The sequence below is a fragment of the Mesorhizobium sp. SARCC-RB16n genome (assembly GCF_008520305.1).
Taxonomy (GTDB): Bacteria; Pseudomonadota; Alphaproteobacteria; order Rhizobiales; family Rhizobiaceae; genus Mesorhizobium.
Map to the genome: position 1 here is coordinate 240,576 of NZ_ML703258.1, position 17,477 is coordinate 258,052.

Below are 17,477 nucleotides of genomic sequence, written 5' to 3' on the forward strand. Positions count from 1 at the left end.
TCTGGCCCAGGCGATCGTCAAGGAAGGCGCCAAGGCCGTTGCCTCGGGCATGAACCCGATGGACCTGAAGCGCGGCATCGATCTGGCCGTCACCGAAGTGGTCGCCGCTCTCGGCAAGGCCGCCAAGAAGATCAAGACCTCCGAGGAAGTCGCCCAGGTCGGCACCATCGCTGGCAATGGCGACGAGTCGGTCGGCAAGATGATCGCGGAAGCGATGCAGAAGGTCGGCAACGAAGGCGTCATCACCGTCGAGGAAGCCAAGACCGCCGAGACCGAACTCGAAGTCGTCGAAGGCATGCAGTTCGACCGCGGCTACCTCTCGCCCTACTTCGTGACCAACGCCGACAAGATGGTTGCCGAGCTCGAGGACGTCTACATCCTGCTGCACGAGAAGAAGCTCTCCAACCTGCAGGCGATGCTGCCGGTCCTCGAAGCCGTCGTGCAGACCTCGAAGCCGCTGCTCATCATCTCGGAAGACGTCGAAGGCGAGGCGCTCGCCACGCTGGTCGTCAACAAGCTGCGTGGCGGCCTGAAGATCGCCGCCGTCAAGGCGCCGGGCTTCGGTGATCGTCGCAAGGCCATGCTGGAAGACATCGCCATCCTCACCGGTGGCCAGGTCATCTCGGAAGACCTCGGCATCAAGCTCGAGAATGTCGGCCTCAACATGCTCGGCCGCGCCAAGAAGGTGTCGATCTCCAAGGAGAACACCACCATCGTCGACGGCGCCGGCAAGAAGGACGAGATCCAGGGCCGCGTTGCCCAGATCAAGCAGCAGATCGAGGAGACCACCTCGGACTACGACAAGGAAAAGCTGCAGGAACGTCTGGCGAAGCTCGCCGGCGGCGTTGCCGTGATCCGCGTCGGCGGTGCGACGGAAGTCGAAGTCAAGGAAAAGAAGGACCGCGTCGATGACGCCCTCAACGCGACCCGCGCGGCCGTGGAAGAAGGCATCGTTGCTGGCGGTGGCGTTGCCCTGCTGCGCGCTTCGGCCAACCTCAACGCCACCGGCGCCAACTCAGATCAAGCTGCCGGTATCAACATCGTTCGTCGTGCGCTGCAGGCTCCGGCCCGCCAGATCGCTGCCAACGCTGGTGCGGAAGCTTCGATCGTCGCTGGCAAGATCCTGGACAATGCGAGTGCGACATTTGGCTACAACGCCCAGACCGGCGAATATGGCGACATGATCGTCATGGGTATCGTCGATCCGGTCAAGGTCGTGCGCGCGGCTCTCCAGGACGCGGCCTCGGTCGCCGGCCTGCTCGTCACCACCGAAGCCATGATCGCCGAAGCTCCGAAGAAGGACTCGGCTGGCGGCGGCATGCCGGCCGGCATGGGCGGCGGCGGCATGGGCGGAATGGGTGGCATGGGCGGCATGGGTTTCTAAGGGCACCTTTCGACCCTGGAAGGGCGGCAGCGATGCCGCCCTTTCCTTTTTGTGTTTTGTCGATCGGTTGATATGCCGCAGCGATTCGGGCAAGGAGCGAGGCCGGATGAAAAAACTGGCATTTTGCTTTTTTGCCGCGGTGAGATCGACTGAAAATCGCCTGCGCTGCCTTGGATGCCAGCCGTTCAGGAACAGGCTTAGCGGCCTATCCGCTTCCGAACCCGCCCGACAAGCGCTGGGCTGCCCAAGGTCGTTCAGATTGAAAAAAGCGCCGTTTCCGCCGAGAGCGTCATCGAGATTTCGACGCCTAAGGGCGCTCCGGGGCAATGCTTCCGCACTTCCGCGTTTTGTGCATTGCAATGTGCTCTGCGATCCCTATGTTCGCGCTGTCGACCACCTCCTCCTCCCAGATGTGATGTCGGCGTTGGAGGCAGCGCACGCCCCCCTCGCGCTGTTTTCTATCTTGGCCCGCTGCCAGCCCCCCCGGCAGCGGGCTTGATCGTTTGAGAGGCAATTTCGGCCTATTGCCCAGGCCGCTAAGGATGCGAATGCATCTGGACTTCCGAGCTTTGCCCTTCCCGCATTCGGCAACCAACTTAGCAAGTCCACCTGCCTCGTTGCCGACGTAGGCAAATTCGCGTTGCCTTCGGCATTGCCGGAGCTTGTGTCGATCACGACAGTCGAACGCCGTGCCGACGGATTTCACAGCCGCCGCATCAAACAGTCCGTCGTGATCTGCTACACTCCTCGGCGACGTTCCGGAATCCGCGATTGAGCAGGGTGACGCTCCAACTAGTCTAGCCCTTGTGACCCGGAACGAACTGACAGACCAACAGCGTGAGTTCGCCACTGTCCGAACCGAACACGACGATGGTCCCGCCAAGTGCGACCCGTTCGATCGCGAGTGCGAGGCTTTCGCCGCCGGCTGACTCGGCAGTGTCGCGCAAAAGGCGGTTCTGCATTCGTCGCTTGAACCTGCCTGCGGTCACAGGCATATGCGCGCTGGCTGGCTTTGGGTTGTGGGCTCAGGCAGCGGAAGGTGCGGCCGCCTGAGGCCGCGACACCGGCTTATCGCCAAGCACCTCTTCAACGATGCCGCGCGCGATCTCGCGTTCGCCCATGATCACCGTATCGGCGCCGAGCCCCTTCAGATGCTCGACCTCGGCATCGGAATGGGCGCGGGCGACGACGTTGATGTTGGGACTGGCGGTGCGTGCGCGCAGCACGATCTGGCCGGCCTCGAAAGCATTGGGGATGGCAAGGATCAGCCGCTTGGCGCCTTCGGGATTGGCGGCGGCGAACACTTCGGCATTGGCGGCATTGCCGGCGATGGTTTCGATACCGTCTGCTTTCAGCTTCGCCAGCGTCTTGTCGGCGTCCTCGATGACGAGGAAAGGCAGTGCTGCTTCCTTCAGCGCGGCACCGACGAGCCCGCCGACGCGGCCATAGCCGATTAGGATGGCATGACCGGTGAGTGCCGTCCGCGGCGGCGGCCCGTCTTCCCCTTTGGTCGTCGCGGCAACCGAGGCCACGTGGCCCGGTTCCGTCGCCGGGCCGACTGGCTTGGCGTCCGCCGGCGGTGCCGTCCTGGCGGCGCGGGCTTCCAGCCACGGCTTCATCCGGTCGATGATCAGGAACATCAGCGGGTTGAGCACGATCGAGAGGATGGCGCCGGCCAGGATCAGGTCCTGACCCTTTTCGGGCAGAAGTTTCAGCTCGACGCCGAGCTCGGCCAGGATGAAGGAGAATTCGCCGATCTGGGCAAGGCTGGCCGAAATCATCAAGGCCGTGGCCAGGGGATAGCCGAAAGCGACGACGATCACGAATGCCGCCAGCGACTTGCCGATGACGATGATGGCCAGCGTCGCCAGGATCGGCAGGCCGTTGTTGATCAGGCTGGACGGGTCGAAAAGCATGCCGACCGAGACGAAGAACAGCACCGAGAAGGCGTCGCGCAGCGGCAGCGATTCTTCGGCCGCGCGGTGGCTGAGCTCGGATTCGCTCATGATCATGCCGGCGAAGAAGGCGCCGAGCGCCAGCGAGACGCCGAACAGTTTTGCAGCGCCGAAGGCGACGCCGAGCGCAATGGCGAGCACCGAGAGGCGGAACAGTTCGCGCGACCCGGTATGGGCGACATAGTGCAGGATCCAGGGAATGACCCGGCGACCGACCACCAGCATGACGACGACGAAGGCGGCGACCTTGGCCAGCGTGATGCCGACGACACCCCAGATGCCGTAACTGGCCGGCAGCGACAGCAGGCCGCTCGAATGGGCATCCGCCTGTTCCTGGCCGCCGAGTACGCCGGCAAGCGCCGGCAGCAGCACCAGCGCCAGCACCATGGCCAGGTCTTCGACGATCAGCCAGCCGACGGCGATGCGGCCGCGCTCGGTCTCGATTAGGCGGCGTTCCTGAAGCGCGCGCAGCAGCACCACGGTCGAGGCGACCGATAGCGCCAGGCCGAACACCAAGCCGGCGCCCATCGACCAGCCGAGCATCCAGGACAGCCCTGCGCCGAGTGCGGTGGCAAAGCCGATCTGGACGATGGCGCCCGGCACGGTAATGGCGCGGACCGACAGAAGGTCCTTGAGCGAAAAATGCAGGCCAACGCCGAACATCAGCAAGATGACGCCGATTTCGGCCAATTGGTTGGCAAGCCCTGCATCGGCGACGAAACCGGGCGTGTGCGGCCCGACCAGCACGCCGGCTACGAGATAGCCGACCAGTGGCGGAATGCGGAAGCGGTTGGCGAGAGCGCCGAAGATGAAAGCCAGCCCCAGACCGGCGACGATGGTGGCGATAAGGCGTGTGTCATGCGGCATTGTCTATGGAGCGCCTTTCAAGCCAGCGATGTCGGATATGCGCCGCCCGAAGCCGCCGCCTGTTTTGCAATATGGTGGAAGGGGTAACGACGATGCAACCCGCAAGGGTGCGAAAAGCAACCCTGCGGCGACAAAATGCTGGACTGGCGACCGAGGTGCCGCCGATCTGTTTGGGCCGGACCAGACCTACGTGTTTGCGCGCTGGCAGCGCTGCCGTGTCGGGCCGATTGGCATGTCGAGATTCGACGGACACTGGTGTTCCGCGTCACCGCAGGAGATTATGAGCCGGGCGTCATCGACCCAATGCGAGCGCTCTGTATTTCCCCCCGTGTCAAGGTCACGCGATCCTCGCAGATCTCGGCTGTCCCCACCGCCACTCAGAACGCCTAAATTTTCCTTGATGGTAGGCCCTCCCCTCGGCCGATGGTGCCGTCGGGAACAACTTCGTATGATCGGAGTTCTGCCGCCAACTGCTCGATGAGGCGCTCGTCTTCGGGATGCATGTCCCCGCCGGCGGAGGGGCGACTACGCTTCGCCGAATCCATACGAAGCTCTGAATGAACCACCTCGGACACCGGGCCGCGGGAGGCCTTTTCGCTATAACTTCCGAAGATCTTGCCGAGACCTGATTTCACACGAGAAAAGAGCCCAGGGCTTTTGCTATGCTTGGTCCGCGCCGCAGGCTGCGCTTCCGATGGGGCTGTGTAGCGCGTGCTAGCGAATGGCCTGTCACGCCGATCAGACTGCGAGGCCTTCGCACCGCGAGGAATATCGATGCTGTGCCGCGCATTGCTGAACCAACTATCCTGCAGATTGGATTGCTGCGGCATGCCAGTGTGCTCGAGACTTCTTTGTGCTTCGGCGGGTCGAGTGTCGGGCGAACTCAACTCAGCTGAGCTCTCCTCAGAAGAGCTGAGCAGCAGCTCGCTGAGCTGCTGCTCAAGGCCAGCTTGATCCGGCCCCCTGTTGTCCGACTCTTGCCCCGGACGTTGCAGCTCTTGCTGCTTAGCGTACCAACGCGCCCAATAATCCGGATCATTATCGTTTTGGTCCATAGTACTCTCCTTAGGTGAGATGAAACTTCATAGCCGCCCCGGATCGGGACGAGCCTCTTCGACTCGGTCCTCCGCAGCAAAAGACTGTCGCGGCGTGGAAATCGAGACATTTGAAGACCTTTGCAGATACAGCTTTCGAGAATCTGACGAGTCGGGGAGGAGCAGCCCGGACGCATTTTCAGTTGATGGGAGATCTGGACTTCGGTGTGGCTATTTGATCAAAGGAGATAATGGCGTTGCGAACTGCTGCGATGTCCGGCCGACGAGGCCTGCCTTCGCGCCCCGAGCCAAGCGTCCAATTTCGCGACCACCCTTGGATCAACTGCTAATCAGCGTTCGCGCGTTTGACGAGGTCAGGAACATCGTTCTCGATTGCCGCGATCGGGCACGATGCCGGGACGGGCTGGATGCTTTCCAGCGCCATTGCCGCCTCTCTTGCGTTGGACGTCGGTGAACGAAAGCGTGCGCGCTGCCAAGCAATGAGTTTTCAACGCCCTCGCTGGCCGAAATGACAGCGAAGCGGTAATCTCTCATCGGCATGGTCGATGCTGCCCCCTCCGGATCAGCAATATTCGCGCGTTTGGGATTACCAACCGGACGTCCGAGGCCCTATGCTGAGATCGGCCGTGCGGGATAGACAAGCGCATTGCCCCAGACGTCCGCCCCGTTGAGGAGGAATCCGGTATTGCCGCTCTGCCCGCCTTTGATCCGTCACCTGAACACCCCCGACCTGTTTGTCACCATCGACCGCTTGCCGTGTCTTGGCACGCCTGTGAGCGACCGCACATTCGAGATCTTCAACCCATCGACTGGCGAATTGCTTGCGGAACTTCCGGACATGGGTGCCGAAGAGACGCGCGCGGCCATCGGCAAAGCCCACGTGGCGCAGCCTGAATGGGCGGCGCTGACCGCCCGAGAGCGCAGCGACATCCTTTGGCGCTGGCATCAGCTGATTGTCGATCACGCGGACGATCTCGCCGCGATCCTGACCGCTGAGATGGGCAAGCCACTTGCCGAGGCGAAGTCGGAGGTCTCGCATGCCGCTGCTTATCTGCAGTGGTACGCCGAAGAGGCCAACCGCATCTACGGCGAGACGATCTCAGCGCCGTCGACAGACCGCCGCATGCTGGTAATCAAACAGCCGATCGGCGTCGTTGGCACGATCACGCCGTGGAATTTCCCGGCGTCCATGGTGGCGCGCAAGATTTCGCCGGCGCTCGCCGCTGGCTGCACGATCGTGCTCAAGCCTGCTGAACAGACACCGCTCGTGGCGGGTGCGATGTTCGCCCTCGCCGATAAGGCTGGCTTTCCCGAAGGCGTCGTCAACCTGGTCTTTGCTTCGGAAGGCGATGCAGTAGGCCGCGAACTCTGTTCCAATCCCAAGGTCCGCAAGATCAGCTTCACCGGCTCGACCGAGGTCGGACGCTTGTTGATGCGCCAGTGCTCGGACCAGATCAAGAAGCTCAGTCTCGAACTCGGCGGCAATGCCCCGTTCATTGTCTTTGACGATGCCGATATCGATGCCGCCGTCGACGGGGCGATCCAAGCCAAGTTCCGCAATGCCGGCCAGACCTGTGTCTCCGCAAACCGCCTTTATGTGCAGGCGAGCGTTCATGACAGGTTTGTCGACGAGTTCGTCGAAAAAGTCCGGCGGCTTTCGGTGGGCGATGGCTTCGACCCAGCCGTTGCTATCGGACCCCTGATTGACAGGCATGCCCTGGCCAAGATCGAATCCCATATCGCCGATGCCGTTGCAAAGGGCGGCGCAGTTCGATGCGGTGGCAATCGCATTGGCAAAGAGGGGACGCTTTTCCAACCGACAGTCCTCACTGATATCTCTTGCGAGATGGCAGTGGCGCGGGAGGAGACATTCGGGCCGTTGGCTCCGATCATTCACTTCGAGGATGCCGATCGGATCGTGCACGAGGCCAACGACACGATATACGGGCTTGCTGCCTACTTTTACGCTTCCAACCTCAAGCGGGTGTGGCGTGTGGCCGAGGCGCTGGAATATGGAATGGTCGGCATCAACACAGGCCGCATGTCGTCGGAGGCCGCCCCCTTCGGCGGCATCAAGCAATCCGGCATCGGGCGGGAAGGATCTCGCCACGGGCTAGAGGATTACCTTGAGATGAAATACCTCTGCATGGGCGGGCTATGAGTTCGCCGAGGGTAAGCCATTACTCCAGACCGCGTCGCCACTCCAAAGCCGCAATCTTTTGCCGAATCCGTCTGCGGATTTGCCAGTGGCGCCTGCCAGGGGCTCTCCAGCCTGTGGCAAATCGCCATGAGGCCGTGAGTTTGCCGAGTAACTCTCGGAGACTGGTCCGTCACCAACGCAGCCTGAGGCTCAAAGCAGATCCTAAACCAGGCCGAGCTTCTTCTTCAGTTCCGAGTTCTCCTTCCGGAGGCGCTCTGCGAGAAGGGCCTTTAGCCGCTTGTTTTCGTCCTCCAGCGCGAGAAGGTCTTTTAGATCGTCGCTGCGCGGCGCAGGTGTCGAGGCCCGCTTCCATTGATAGTAGGTCTGCTCCGATATGCCCGCCTGCTTTGCAGCAATTTTCAAAGTGGCGCCGCCGCTAAGTGACTTCTCGATCTCGGAGAGCTTCTGAACTCGCTCTTTCGCGGAGTAAGCTTTCCGGGGGCTTCGAACTGCTGCCGTGGAATCGGACGTCTGAGGCTGTGTGACCGCTCCATTGGTGTGGGAAGTCGACGACATCTCCGGCTTCGACTTGCGCGATTGCGCAACTCTTCTCTTGGCCTTTGGCTTTTCTGTTTTCCGAGGGGACTCAGAGGAGGATGGGACAGCTTCAGCGCCATTTGGATCCGGCATAGGAGTCTCCGCTTGCGAGTTGAACAGATGTTCAGGATCGGCCGAGATTATGCTGGAGTCAATCGTCTGACAATTGCGCAGCTCGGTCGCCCCCGATTCTCGGTTTGTCTCGGCGAGGGCCGCTGAAATATCAAAATTCCCCCAAATGGACCGGGACTGCTTTTGAATGCCACGCTTCCGCTTGACTTCCAATACGAATGGTCGCGTTTGACGCCTCATGTTGCTTCCTTGTGAGCATTATTGTCGACGGCCGGACTGCGATTTTCACCGCCACTTCCTGTTCGGCGCTGGCGTTTATCCCGCGGAAGATGCCTTGGCAACCGTGTCGAAGTCATAGCGCCCTGATGGCACCCTTGTAGCCGAGGCTCCAAAGTTCGGTGCCGGACCGGATGAAAAGACGCTTTTGTCGACCTTGCTCGAGACAGGTCTTCGGGCATGAACTCCCGCAAAGCGCTTGCACCATCGCTACGCTAGTATGAGCTGGATTAGGTTCAACGGGTCACTGCGCCGCGAAAGCCAGCAGTATCTCGACCCTTTGGGCCGAGCCGGTGGTCTTTTTGTCGAGCGCATTCGGTCCGGGGCGGGCGGCGGTCGCTCAAACCGCACGTGTGCTCCGGCGCATCTCCAGAATGACATCGCCATCCCGATCGACGGGGCCGTCAGACAGATAAGCGGCGTGACAGCCAGGTTTCGCGCAGGCCAGATCATTGTCTTCCCCAGTGTGCGAGGTCGTTCTGGGGCTCGGAGACCTTTGTGCCGTGAAAAGAAAGGCGTCGCGTCCGCAACTTCCTTTCAACCGTGGACTACGCCGGCCACCTCGTCTTCGGCGGCGCGAACGAGGTGCTCGGGCTCGCTGATGAGCAGTTCCTGCGGCTTCTCCCCGCGAAGGAAGCTGTTGACCGGGGCGAACCAGTAGGCGACGCCAATTGTCCTTCTTCCCCCCGAAGATGTGTAGAACCTTTGCCAGCGCCTTGAATGATAACCAAAATCATCACGGACAACAGGCGCCATATCGCTGCTCGGCAGGCGCGTCCGGCGAGCAATCCGGACAATCCGCCGTTCCGCCATGTCGGGACCAATGTGCTGAAAAGGGCCGTGGCACATCTCCACGATGCCGATTTTCTCGAACCCGCATAAAACGCGCCCGTGAAGATTTTTGCAGTATCCAGAGTACGAATTTTGCTGGTTGGGCTATTCTATGGAATGACGTTCGTCGCGGCAGCCCAGAAATGGGATCATAAACGTAAAACCGTTCGGCGATTTCCTCCCATCCCGCTGAACGGTGCTCCCTCTGAAGGTTTTGACCTTCTTTTGGCCGGGCCGCATTCGAGCCCGGCCATTTTTGTCCGCCGGTCTCTGTTGACCGGCCGCGATCAACCCCCTCCCCCGACGGGATTGATCCTCAAAATCTAGACGGTTTTGCATTCGCCGCCGATCGGGAGGTTCGGGACAACTACCTTCCCGACAGGCACGAAATGGGATCGACTTTCCTAGCCTACAAAAATTATGGATTTCGAGCCGGTCGGACTAGACGGACGACCTCCGGCGTCGACCGCGGCCTCTGCGCAGCAAAAAGCCCGCTCCAGCGTCCGGAGCGGGCCTCAGCTCAAAACGGGCTAACTTTCCCTTATTTGCAGTCTTTCAACAGCTTCATCGCCTTCTCGGCATTGGCTTGTGAATCGTATGCCTTCGTTCCGGCGTCGGTCATTTTCTTGCCGTCTGGCTTCGTGGAAACCACGGAGCACTTCTTCGTCGTGGCGTCCTTCGCGACCCAATACTGGGTGGCGGAAAATGCCGGCACGCTAACGAGCGTCACAATCGAGGCTGCAACCAGAACCTTGCGAATCATAGTGTTCTCCCAAATAGCTTAAGGACGGCCCGGCTCGTTCATCCGTGAAGTGCTGTTGCCCGATAAGTCGGATGCGCGAACCGAACCGCCGCCCAGCGGTATCTCGGAATATCCGGCGAGGGCAATTTACAAATATGTAAAGTCCACCCGCGCAATGAATGTTGTTGAAGATGATGTCGCCGGCACGATCTCACGCGGCGGGGTCACCCAGGCCGGCACGGGCACAAAGTCGGGTGTCGGCAGAACGAAGACGCCGACCGGCGGCGGCTCGGTTCGCCGAACGAAAAGGACGACAACGATTTCTGCGGCGTGCGCATCACAATCGGCCATCCGTTCACACCGGCCATGCTGCAGAAGTCGATACGTGTCCCAAACCGCACAAATTCGGGCCCGCAAAAAGGGCTATGGCTTTGTGATGTCCTGAATGGCGGACAGGAGCCACTCTCCTCCAGCCTCACGTGTAAAGGTCCAGAGTTCCGTCGTCTCGACCGGATTGACGGGATCGCCATTTGCGATCGCGGATGTCTGACGGTTGCGCATGACATCAACAGCCGACCAATGCAGCGCCACGGTCGCATAGTCGCGCGCACCCTCCCGCCATGCTTCGGCGACTTCACCGTTGAGGAATTGAAGATTTGATACTTCGTTCTTCAATCCCTTAGTCGCGTTGTCGGCCAACTCTTCGGAGAGGTAGGAAACCATTTCTGGCGTCGTCAGCCGGCGCAGCCCCTGATGGTCCTCGCGGGTGAACGCGGCCTGCACGTCTGCGAGAAGACGCTCGAAGGTGGAACGGTCGTTTTGGGTGATACCGATTTCATCCGTCTTGGTCGCGCCATAGGCCGCGGCGGCGGCGGCGGCGGGCGCTGTGTAGGCTGGTGCTCCTGTCCGGGGGTTTTGTTGGCCGAATGGAAAGCCGCTTCCGCCTGTCGCGGCTGAACTGTTGTTTCGGTTGAAGAACCGCATCGCCAGCATGATGAGCCCGCCAATCAGCAGCAGCTGGAGTAAGAAGCTGAAGCCGCCACCCAAGCCGCCGAATCCATGGCCGAACATCATTCCAAAGATGCCATTAAAGACCAGCCCGCCGATGAGACCGCCAACGAGCCCCCCGCCAAACCTGCTCCAGAAACTTGGACGCGTCTGAAGAGACGATGGCTGCATCGGTGACGCCGGACTTGGCCGGTTTGGCGTCATCGAGCGATGAATTGGCGTCGTGGACGGTGCGATGGCGGTGGGGGCCGGCGCCTGGTATGTCCGGCTGCCGCGGCTGCCGAAGCTGCCGCCTCTGCGTGCCTCCGACGGATTGACCGAAAAAATTCCAAAGGCCGTCGTCAGTATCAAGAGCATCGAGAGAAATCTGAGCGGATTAGTCATTTTACGGCCTAACGATGTGGAGGGATGAGCGATCTTTTCGCCTCGGGCGGTTCAAAGTCCGTCGAAGATGGAAATACAATGGAGGCGATTCAAGCCGCGCTTCGTCCAAATTTACAAAACCTTAAGAATTGCGCAAAGAAATGAAATGGACAAACGCCTACGGGATAATCGAGGCCCAAGACGGCCTGTCTCAAAGCGTGTTCCGATGATGCAGCTAAAGGCGGCGCTCCCGAAGGAGCATTGCCTGAAACCGGCCAGCCGCTCGCCCGAAGGTCCGCCGCAATTTGCTATCGCATTCACCGTGTCCGGCACGCCAATGACAATTTGCACCTGCTTGTCGGGATGCGGTGGCCATTGGCCAGCCCTCCTTGATGCTGTGAACAACTTGCATGGGCTGATTGCGCCGGCTGCGGCTTCGCGCACACTTTGCACATGGCGGCAGACGTTGGCCTCGATGCTCTCTTGTTCGAAATGGCGGCCGCAAGCGTTCGGCTGCTGCCCCTGAGCTTTGGTGATAAGGCAGCCAGGATAGCCCGCCAGACTTCGGGGCGACTTCTTTTTGAGGTCCGGGTCGATGGTGATCCTCAATTTCAGCGAATTGCAGCCGTCCGCTATGTGACCGGCACAACCGGAATCCTCGCCTTGAGCAAGGACGGGCTGGCGGTCGTGTCCTTCACGGCCAATGGCGAACTCGCCAGCTTTATCGATCCATTGGAAAGCTGGGACAGTTTGCCGCTGCGCGAACAGGCGCGCAGCGACGTCGAGGGACACATCAACCTGCTCCTCGCCGCCCTTCGAAGCGCGGGCTGCATGCTGCCATACCGCTAGACATTGAATCAAAGGCCGTTGTGGATATTTCCGTTTCGTTTTGTCGGCGCATGTCACGGCTCCCTCGGGGGGCGCCACGATGGAGGCATCATTGACATCAGATTTCGCGGCTGCCTGGTTGCATCTTGATCGAGCGTATCACTATCTCGGGGGTGACGATGACACGAGCCGCAAATCCCGTGCAGCTTTGGATCTGTTGATCGAGGCCGTTGCGACGGAACAATATTCGCGCCCACGTGGCAAGGTGGTGCAGTTCCCCCGCCGAGGCCATTAGGGGTCAGAACGATAGCAGCTCAAATCCTGCGCAGCCTCTATAAACCAAAGACAGTAATGTTCTTGCGACCACTGGTCCGGGCAGCCTGTTTCTCAACATCGCGCAGGCCGGCTTCCGGTCAGTCGACCGGGTTCCAGATGATGGCGTACGCGAGAACGCTGGCGGCTTCGGCATCACCGAAGAGATTTTTCGCGAGACGATCGCGGCGGGCTGTGAGGTGTCGACCGGCACCCATCTGGGAGCACGGTGACGCGCTGGCGCGACGGGTCTATGCGGCGAAGATGAGCCGGGCCTGCCGCCTCGTTTTCCATGTGGAGCTTCGCGCTCTTTAAAAGCGGCGTCCAATCCGTCGTTTGAATCGAAGCGGCTCGACCGATTCATTGCGATTGTGGGTGAGCCGCGACGCGCCGTTGTGATACTCTCGCGAATGGGTGCCCTTTTTGGGTGGGCAAGGCTCCGGCCTTGTCCTATCGTCCAGCCCATGATTGCCGGCTGTATGCGGCTTTGTGCTGACCGACTGCTCCCCTGATATCGAACATGGTGCCTGTTGTCCTATTGGATGCACGCTGATAACGGCGCTCGCGTTTGGGGTAGGGCGCACTTCCGCCTCTCTCGTTTAACGCTACCGGCGAGGGATAGGCGTCGTCCTCAGTAGGGTTTGAGCCCTGGTCAAAGGCGAGTGTGGCTTGAAGCCTGACGGAGGCTCTGGCCGGGCCTGTCGGACAGCGTCAGCCGCTCAGCGCCTCCTTAAAGTGGCGGCATGAAGGTGAAGCCTCTTAGCCGGCGATGGCGTTCCGGCGAATTAGGCTTGTCCCGCCGGTCGGTCTCAATGCCCGTCGCCGGACTTCGCTTTCTTGCGCCGCCGCGCCAGCATGTTGAGCCCCTCGACCAGCGCCGAAAAACCCATCGCCGCGTAGATGCAGCCCTTGGGCACATGATAGCCCATGCCGTCGGCGATCAGCGTTATGCCGATCATCAGCAGGAAGCCCAGGGCCAGCATGACGATGCTCGGGTTCCTGGCGATGAAGTCCGCCAGCGGGCCGGCCGCCAGCATCATCGCCGTGACGGCCACGATGACCGCCATGTACATGATGGCGATCTCGCCGATCATGCCGACGGCGGTGATGATGGAATCGATCGAGAATACGAGGTCGAGCAGCAGGATCTGGAAGATCGCGCCGGCAAGCGAGATCTTGAGCGTTTCGCCCAGCATCGTGTCCTGATAGTCTTCGGGGTCGACCGTGTGATAGATCTCCTTGGTCGCCTTCCAGACCAGGAACAGGCCGCCGGCGATCAGGATCAAGTCGCGCCAGGAAAAGCCGTGACCGAGCGCGGTGAAGACCGGCGTCGTCTGCTTGGCGATGATGGAGACGGTGGCGAGCAGCACCAGGCGCATGATCAGCGCAGCCGAGATGCCGAGGCGGCGCGCACGAGCCCTCTGCTCCACGGGCAACTTGTTGGTCAGGATGGAGATGAAGATCAGATTGTCGATGCCGAGCACGATCTCGAGCACCACCAGCGTCAGCAACGTGACCCAGGCAGTCGGGTCGGAAACGAATTGAAAATGCGGCGCCAGGAATTCGATGAGCCGCATGGAGGTCGTCCCCTACGATCTAGAGCAGTGTCGCCGGCAATTAGGTACTGCGACCCCCCATATCAATGTCACGACCAGAAGGACGGCGCGGTTTCCTCCAGTCGTGGCCCGCGACGAAACGGCGCGATCTTCTCGGTCAGTCCGGTGCGGTCGGAAATATCGACGCCGACGCCGCACAATGTCGCCGGGCCGGTCGCTGCCTCGAAACGGCCTTTCGGCACCTTCGACAGGAACCGGTTGAGCGGTTCTTCCTTGTCCATGCCGAGCGAGGAATCATAGTCGCCGCACATGCCGCCATCCGAGAGATAGCCGGTGCCGCCATTGAGGATCTGGTGATCGGCGTGGGCTGGCAGCCGAGGATGCTGGCTGGCGCGAGGTGGCCAGGATCGTCTTGCACATCGATCCTAACAAGGAGCCGGAGCGAGCATTCAGGGCATGGGAAACGCACCTTGCACGCGATGGATGACCACGAATGGCTATCGCTACCTTCTTGCGCGGCGCGCCGTACTGATCCTCGAGGCGGCGGACGAATTACGGAAGCTTAAAAACGTTTGTCACTACGCGGAGGCCCGGCGACAGAACCTCACATGGGCCGCGGCAGACACGCCTCACCCCGCCCGGCCTTGCCTTCAATTGCATTGGGACGGAGCAGGCTTCAAGCGCAAGGCTGCCAAGTCATTGCGGCTGCGCGATCAGTCGCTCGGAAACGGCGACGCGGATTGAACCGCGCCGACAGCCCGTTACGAAGCAAGGTGTGGCTAACAATCGAAAAGCTGCTTGAATTTGCGCTCTCGCCGTAATTGGAGTCAGCAGAGACCACGTAATCAAGCAATATAGCCGTCGCGCCCGAACCTTGATCCCCAAGTTCATCAGGCCAGGCGCAATCGAAAGTCTCAGCCTTTCCGACCAGCAGGTGCGGATCTTCAGGTCTCGGTTCGATCCGCGATGGCGGATGCATGGGATCAGCCAGAGATCCCGGCGCGCGCGAAGATTTCGGCAAAGCGCTTCTTCGCTTGTGGGGGCGCATCGAAGTTGCGGAAGGCGTCGCTGGTCGCGGCTTCGCCCACCTTGACCACCATCACCATGCCCATGCCGTAATGCGCGGAGCACTTGATGCCGTAGTAGCCAGGCTGGTCAAAGCGTACCGTGATCTCCTCGTTGATCTTGCCGTTGAACCCGGCATAGCCCTCCGGAACCATGCCTTTGATCGAGGCGGCGTTGTGGCTCTTATTGCTGGCTACGAAATGGAGTTCGTCCCCGGGCTTGAGCTGGACATAGTCGGGTTCGAAGACCATCGAGCCGTGCTCGCCGCGATTGAGCATCTTAATCTCGATCGTGTCAGCGCAGGCGGCCGAGGACAACAAAAGCGAGAATGCGAGTATAGCGTTTCGGATCATGGATTGGGCTCCCATCAGCGCGGGCTGATTGCCCACGCAGTGGAGTTGCAATGGTCGTGCCAATTGCGAAGAAGGAGCCCAGAAGAAATTTCGTGCAAGTGTTCAGCGACTTACATGACGCGACAAGAAGCCGTACCGAACAGCATCGTGTCGCTGATGCTACAAACGAGAAACAGGGAGTGTCCTTTCAAGGATGGCGAACAGGGCTCCACCGACGCGGGTCGGGGTTGTGTTGTCATATAACCATCTCCGGAGTTCGCCCGCTTCCGAAGGTTTGAAAGCCCGAAGGGCGTACTTAGAGCGCGCTGAAGTGTTTAGGAATCCATCCGCGGAGATTCATCAGGGCCAGCGGCTCAACGCACCGAATAAGGCCGAACTATGACTGCAACCGACGGTTTTTGAGAATGGTGCCACTTTCGTCTTGCCAAGGAGGCGTCCACATAGGCACCCTGAGCAGGTTCTTGCCGCCCATTTGCCGGGTTGCTAAAGCTGCGGTCCTTTCTGGTACTCCAAATGGGTTCGCCGCCCGCATAGTCGCCCGCGCAGCCGATTGGGAGCGGCTTGGTGCTTATGAACGCGCCGAGGCCAGATGGGCGAGCTGAGCGCCTATTTCGTACCAGGCCTCCCGAGCGCGGATGAAGGGAATTTCGACCAGGTGCGATAATTGCAACGGCAGCTGCGCCTCACTTTGTTCGCCAAGGATCAGCAGAGCGAGTTCACGGCCGAACACCGTGCCTGGCGAGATGCCACGACCATTGTAGCCGCAGAAGCCGACAACATTCCTGGCAAATTTATGGAAGCGCGGCAGCGCATCCGTCGTCATGCCGATCTGTCCGTACCATTCATGGTCGAAGGCAATACTTCCAAGCTGCGGATAGAGCTTCGCCAGTGCCCGTCTGGCCCAGGCTTTGTGGATCGCCGTGCCAGTGTTGCGCAATGCACCGACACTGCCGAACACCAGCCGTCCCGACCTGTCCAGTCTGAAGGAGGACAAGATCGTCCTGGTGTCCCAGGCGCCCTCGCGCCCGGGCAAGATGGTTCGCAATAGATCGACGCTGAGCGGCTGCGTTGCCAGATTGAAGTATGGGAGATGCACCTGCTCGGCACGCGTGCTTCGCCACCGCCCCGTGCCGTACGCGTCCGTGGCGACCACTACCCACTCGGCATCTACTGCGCCGCCGGCGGTGCGGACAGTCCAGCCATCACCTTTCCGGTCTGCGGCGACGACGGGACTGGACGTGTGTATCGTCACCCCGGCTCGGAGACAGGCCTGGGCAAGGCCGCGCGCATAGGCGAGCGGCTGCAGCGTGCCGGCGCGCTCATCGAGCAAGGCGCCGGAATAGGCCGGCGTGCCCAGCCTTGCTTTCGTTTGCTCGGCATCGAGGACACGCACCGGCGCGCCACGCTTTTGCCACTGTGCCTCGCGCTCCTTGATCTCCTTGAGCCCTGCGGGACCGACGGCGCAGTGAAGCGTACCGCTTCTTTCCAGTTCGCAGTCGATGCGATGCCTGTCGATGATATCCATCACCAGTGCCGGGCCGTCGCCGAGCAACCGCAGCAAGCGCCCGCCATGGAGAGAGCCGAGCGCGGCGATCATGTCGTCAGGCATCAGCCACAAGCCGGCGTTGATCAGCCCGACATTGCGGCCCGCCCCGCCAAAGCCGATCTCACGGCTCTCCAGCAAGATCACCCTCCGGCCTGCTTCGGCCAGATGAAGGGCGCAGGACATGCCGGTGTAACCGCCGCCGATGACAACCACATCGGCCGATACTTCTCTGTCCAATGAGGCCGTTGCCGGCGGTTCGGGCGCGGTCGCTTGCCATAGACCGTGCGAGCGGGGATCATTCAGCATCGGTCGCTGTCGCTCCCAAGCCGCGAACAAGCCGCAGCGATGCGTATGTGCAAGGCGTGTCGACCAGGAAGGTTAAAATGATCACCGAGGAACTGTGCGGGCATGCCTTCTCGGCCTCGTCGATCTCGGCCATCAACAAGCGGCTGGACGAGAGCCTGAAGGCCTTTGCCGAGCGGCCGCTGCAAGAGCCCTTTGCCTACCTCATCATGCACGAAGCTCGG

14 protein-coding genes and 2 pseudogenes are annotated in these 17,477 nt (G+C 60.9%); 5 read left to right on the forward strand and 11 right to left on the reverse strand.

The window, feature by feature from the left end:
• A partial coding sequence (groL, locus tag C7I87_RS06515; RefSeq protein ID WP_149903476.1) for a chaperonin GroEL occupies positions 1 to 1,384 on the forward strand: 1,384 nt, incomplete at its 5' end.
• A 797-nt stretch (positions 1,385 to 2,181) separates the two neighbouring features.
• On the opposite strand, the gene C7I87_RS06520 is transcribed toward groL, so the two are convergent.
• From C7I87_RS06520 to C7I87_RS06530, 3 genes are all read right to left on the reverse strand, one after another.
• Positions 2,182 to 2,346 carry a hypothetical protein gene (locus C7I87_RS06520; RefSeq protein ID WP_246696210.1) on the reverse strand — a complete coding sequence of 55 codons (165 nt, stop codon included), beginning with the start codon at positions 2,344 to 2,346 and terminating at the stop codon, positions 2,182 to 2,184.
• 63 nt (positions 2,347 to 2,409) lie between these two features.
• Positions 2,410 to 4,206: a cation:proton antiporter domain-containing protein gene (locus C7I87_RS06525; RefSeq protein ID WP_149903423.1), complete on the reverse strand. Its 1,797-nt coding sequence runs from the start codon at positions 4,204 to 4,206 to the stop codon at positions 2,410 to 2,412.
• 386 nt (positions 4,207 to 4,592) lie between these two features.
• On the reverse strand, positions 4,593 to 5,261 hold the full coding sequence (locus C7I87_RS06530; RefSeq protein WP_149903424.1) for a hypothetical protein: 669 nt from the start codon (positions 5,259 to 5,261) through the stop codon (positions 4,593 to 4,595).
• A 685-nt stretch (positions 5,262 to 5,946) separates the two neighbouring features.
• Between C7I87_RS06530 and C7I87_RS06535 the strand changes: the two genes are divergently transcribed.
• The gene (locus C7I87_RS06535) at positions 5,947 to 7,422 is read left to right on the forward strand and encodes an NAD-dependent succinate-semialdehyde dehydrogenase (protein WP_149903425.1); all 1,476 of its coding nucleotides are present in this window, start codon (positions 5,947 to 5,949) and stop codon (positions 7,420 to 7,422) included.
• Between the two features lie 201 nt (positions 7,423 to 7,623).
• On the opposite strand, the gene C7I87_RS06540 is transcribed toward C7I87_RS06535, so the two are convergent.
• From C7I87_RS06540 to C7I87_RS06555, 4 genes are all read right to left on the reverse strand, one after another.
• Entirely contained in the window at positions 7,624 to 8,310 is a 687-nt protein-coding gene (locus tag C7I87_RS06540) for a transposase (protein WP_149903426.1), read from the reverse strand.
• 573 nt (positions 8,311 to 8,883) lie between these two features.
• Positions 8,884 to 9,102, reverse strand: coding sequence for a hypothetical protein (locus tag C7I87_RS06545; protein WP_188393758.1), 219 nt, complete (start codon positions 9,100 to 9,102; stop codon positions 8,884 to 8,886).
• 616 nt (positions 9,103 to 9,718) lie between these two features.
• On the reverse strand, positions 9,719 to 9,940 hold the full coding sequence (locus tag C7I87_RS06550) for a hypothetical protein (protein ID WP_149903427.1): 222 nt from the start codon (positions 9,938 to 9,940) through the stop codon (positions 9,719 to 9,721).
• Positions 9,941 to 10,342: 402 nt separating this feature from the next.
• Entirely contained in the window at positions 10,343 to 11,311 is a 969-nt protein-coding gene (locus C7I87_RS06555; protein WP_149903428.1) for a TIM44-like domain-containing protein, read from the reverse strand.
• A gap of 432 nt (positions 11,312 to 11,743) precedes the next feature.
• Here C7I87_RS06555 and C7I87_RS06560 point away from each other — a divergent pair, with 432 nt between their 5' ends.
• The gene (locus C7I87_RS06560; RefSeq protein ID WP_149903429.1) at positions 11,744 to 12,139 is read left to right on the forward strand and encodes a hypothetical protein; all 396 of its coding nucleotides are present in this window, start codon (positions 11,744 to 11,746) and stop codon (positions 12,137 to 12,139) included.
• Between the two features lie 1,100 nt (positions 12,140 to 13,239).
• On the opposite strand, the gene C7I87_RS06570 is transcribed toward C7I87_RS06560, so the two are convergent.
• A complete protein-coding gene (locus C7I87_RS06570) occupies positions 13,240 to 14,007 on the reverse strand; it encodes a TerC family protein (RefSeq protein ID WP_149903431.1) in 768 nt (255 codons plus the stop codon).
• A gap of 68 nt (positions 14,008 to 14,075) precedes the next feature.
• Positions 14,076 to 14,348: pseudogene (locus C7I87_RS06575) on the reverse strand (YmdB family metallophosphoesterase); the annotation flags it as partial.
• 121 nt (positions 14,349 to 14,469) lie between these two features.
• On the opposite strand from C7I87_RS06575, the gene C7I87_RS36605 reads away from it, so the two are divergent.
• A complete protein-coding gene (locus C7I87_RS36605; RefSeq protein WP_306440469.1) occupies positions 14,470 to 14,730 on the forward strand; it encodes a hypothetical protein in 261 nt (86 codons plus the stop codon).
• A 239-nt stretch (positions 14,731 to 14,969) separates the two neighbouring features.
• Here C7I87_RS36605 and C7I87_RS06585 read toward each other — a convergent pair whose 3' ends face one another.
• Both C7I87_RS06585 and C7I87_RS06590 read right to left on the reverse strand, forming a co-directional pair.
• The gene (locus C7I87_RS06585; protein ID WP_149903432.1) at positions 14,970 to 15,404 is read right to left on the reverse strand and encodes a pseudoazurin; all 435 of its coding nucleotides are present in this window, start codon (positions 15,402 to 15,404) and stop codon (positions 14,970 to 14,972) included.
• Between the two features lie 568 nt (positions 15,405 to 15,972).
• Positions 15,973 to 17,256 carry an NAD(P)/FAD-dependent oxidoreductase gene (locus tag C7I87_RS06590; RefSeq protein ID WP_149903433.1) on the reverse strand — a complete coding sequence of 428 codons (1,284 nt, stop codon included), beginning with the start codon at positions 17,254 to 17,256 and terminating at the stop codon, positions 15,973 to 15,975.
• Between the two features lie 35 nt (positions 17,257 to 17,291).
• On the opposite strand from C7I87_RS06590, the pseudogene C7I87_RS06595 reads away from it, so the two are divergent.
• Positions 17,292 to 17,465: pseudogene (locus C7I87_RS06595) on the forward strand (transposase); the annotation flags it as partial.
• Positions 17,466 to 17,477: the final 12 nt, after the last annotated feature.

Excerpts from the sequence above, each read along its gene's own strand:
- C7I87_RS06520 (WP_246696210.1), bottom strand. The coding sequence starts at position 2,346 with ATGCAGAACCGCCTTTTGCGCGACACTGCCGAGTCAGCCGGCGGCGAA.
- C7I87_RS06525 (WP_149903423.1), bottom strand. The coding sequence starts at position 4,206 with ATGCCGCATGACACACGCCTTATCGCCACCATCGTCGCCGGTCTGGGG.
- C7I87_RS06530 (WP_149903424.1), bottom strand. The coding sequence starts at position 5,261 with ATGGACCAAAACGATAATGATCCGGATTATTGGGCGCGTTGGTACGCT.
- C7I87_RS06540 (WP_149903426.1), bottom strand. The coding sequence starts at position 8,310 with ATGAGGCGTCAAACGCGACCATTCGTATTGGAAGTCAAGCGGAAGCGT.
- C7I87_RS06545 (WP_188393758.1), bottom strand. The coding sequence starts at position 9,102 with ATGGCGCCTGTTGTCCGTGATGATTTTGGTTATCATTCAAGGCGCTGG.
- C7I87_RS06550 (WP_149903427.1), bottom strand. The coding sequence starts at position 9,940 with ATGATTCGCAAGGTTCTGGTTGCAGCCTCGATTGTGACGCTCGTTAGC.
- C7I87_RS06555 (WP_149903428.1), bottom strand. The coding sequence starts at position 11,311 with ATGACTAATCCGCTCAGATTTCTCTCGATGCTCTTGATACTGACGACG.
- C7I87_RS06560 (WP_149903429.1), top strand. The coding sequence starts at position 11,744 with ATGGCGGCAGACGTTGGCCTCGATGCTCTCTTGTTCGAAATGGCGGCC.
- C7I87_RS06570 (WP_149903431.1), bottom strand. The coding sequence starts at position 14,007 with ATGCGGCTCATCGAATTCCTGGCGCCGCATTTTCAATTCGTTTCCGAC.
- C7I87_RS36605 (WP_306440469.1), top strand. The coding sequence starts at position 14,470 with ATGACCACGAATGGCTATCGCTACCTTCTTGCGCGGCGCGCCGTACTG.
- C7I87_RS06585 (WP_149903432.1), bottom strand. The coding sequence starts at position 15,404 with ATGATCCGAAACGCTATACTCGCATTCTCGCTTTTGTTGTCCTCGGCC.
- C7I87_RS06590 (WP_149903433.1), bottom strand. The coding sequence starts at position 17,256 with ATGCTGAATGATCCCCGCTCGCACGGTCTATGGCAAGCGACCGCGCCC.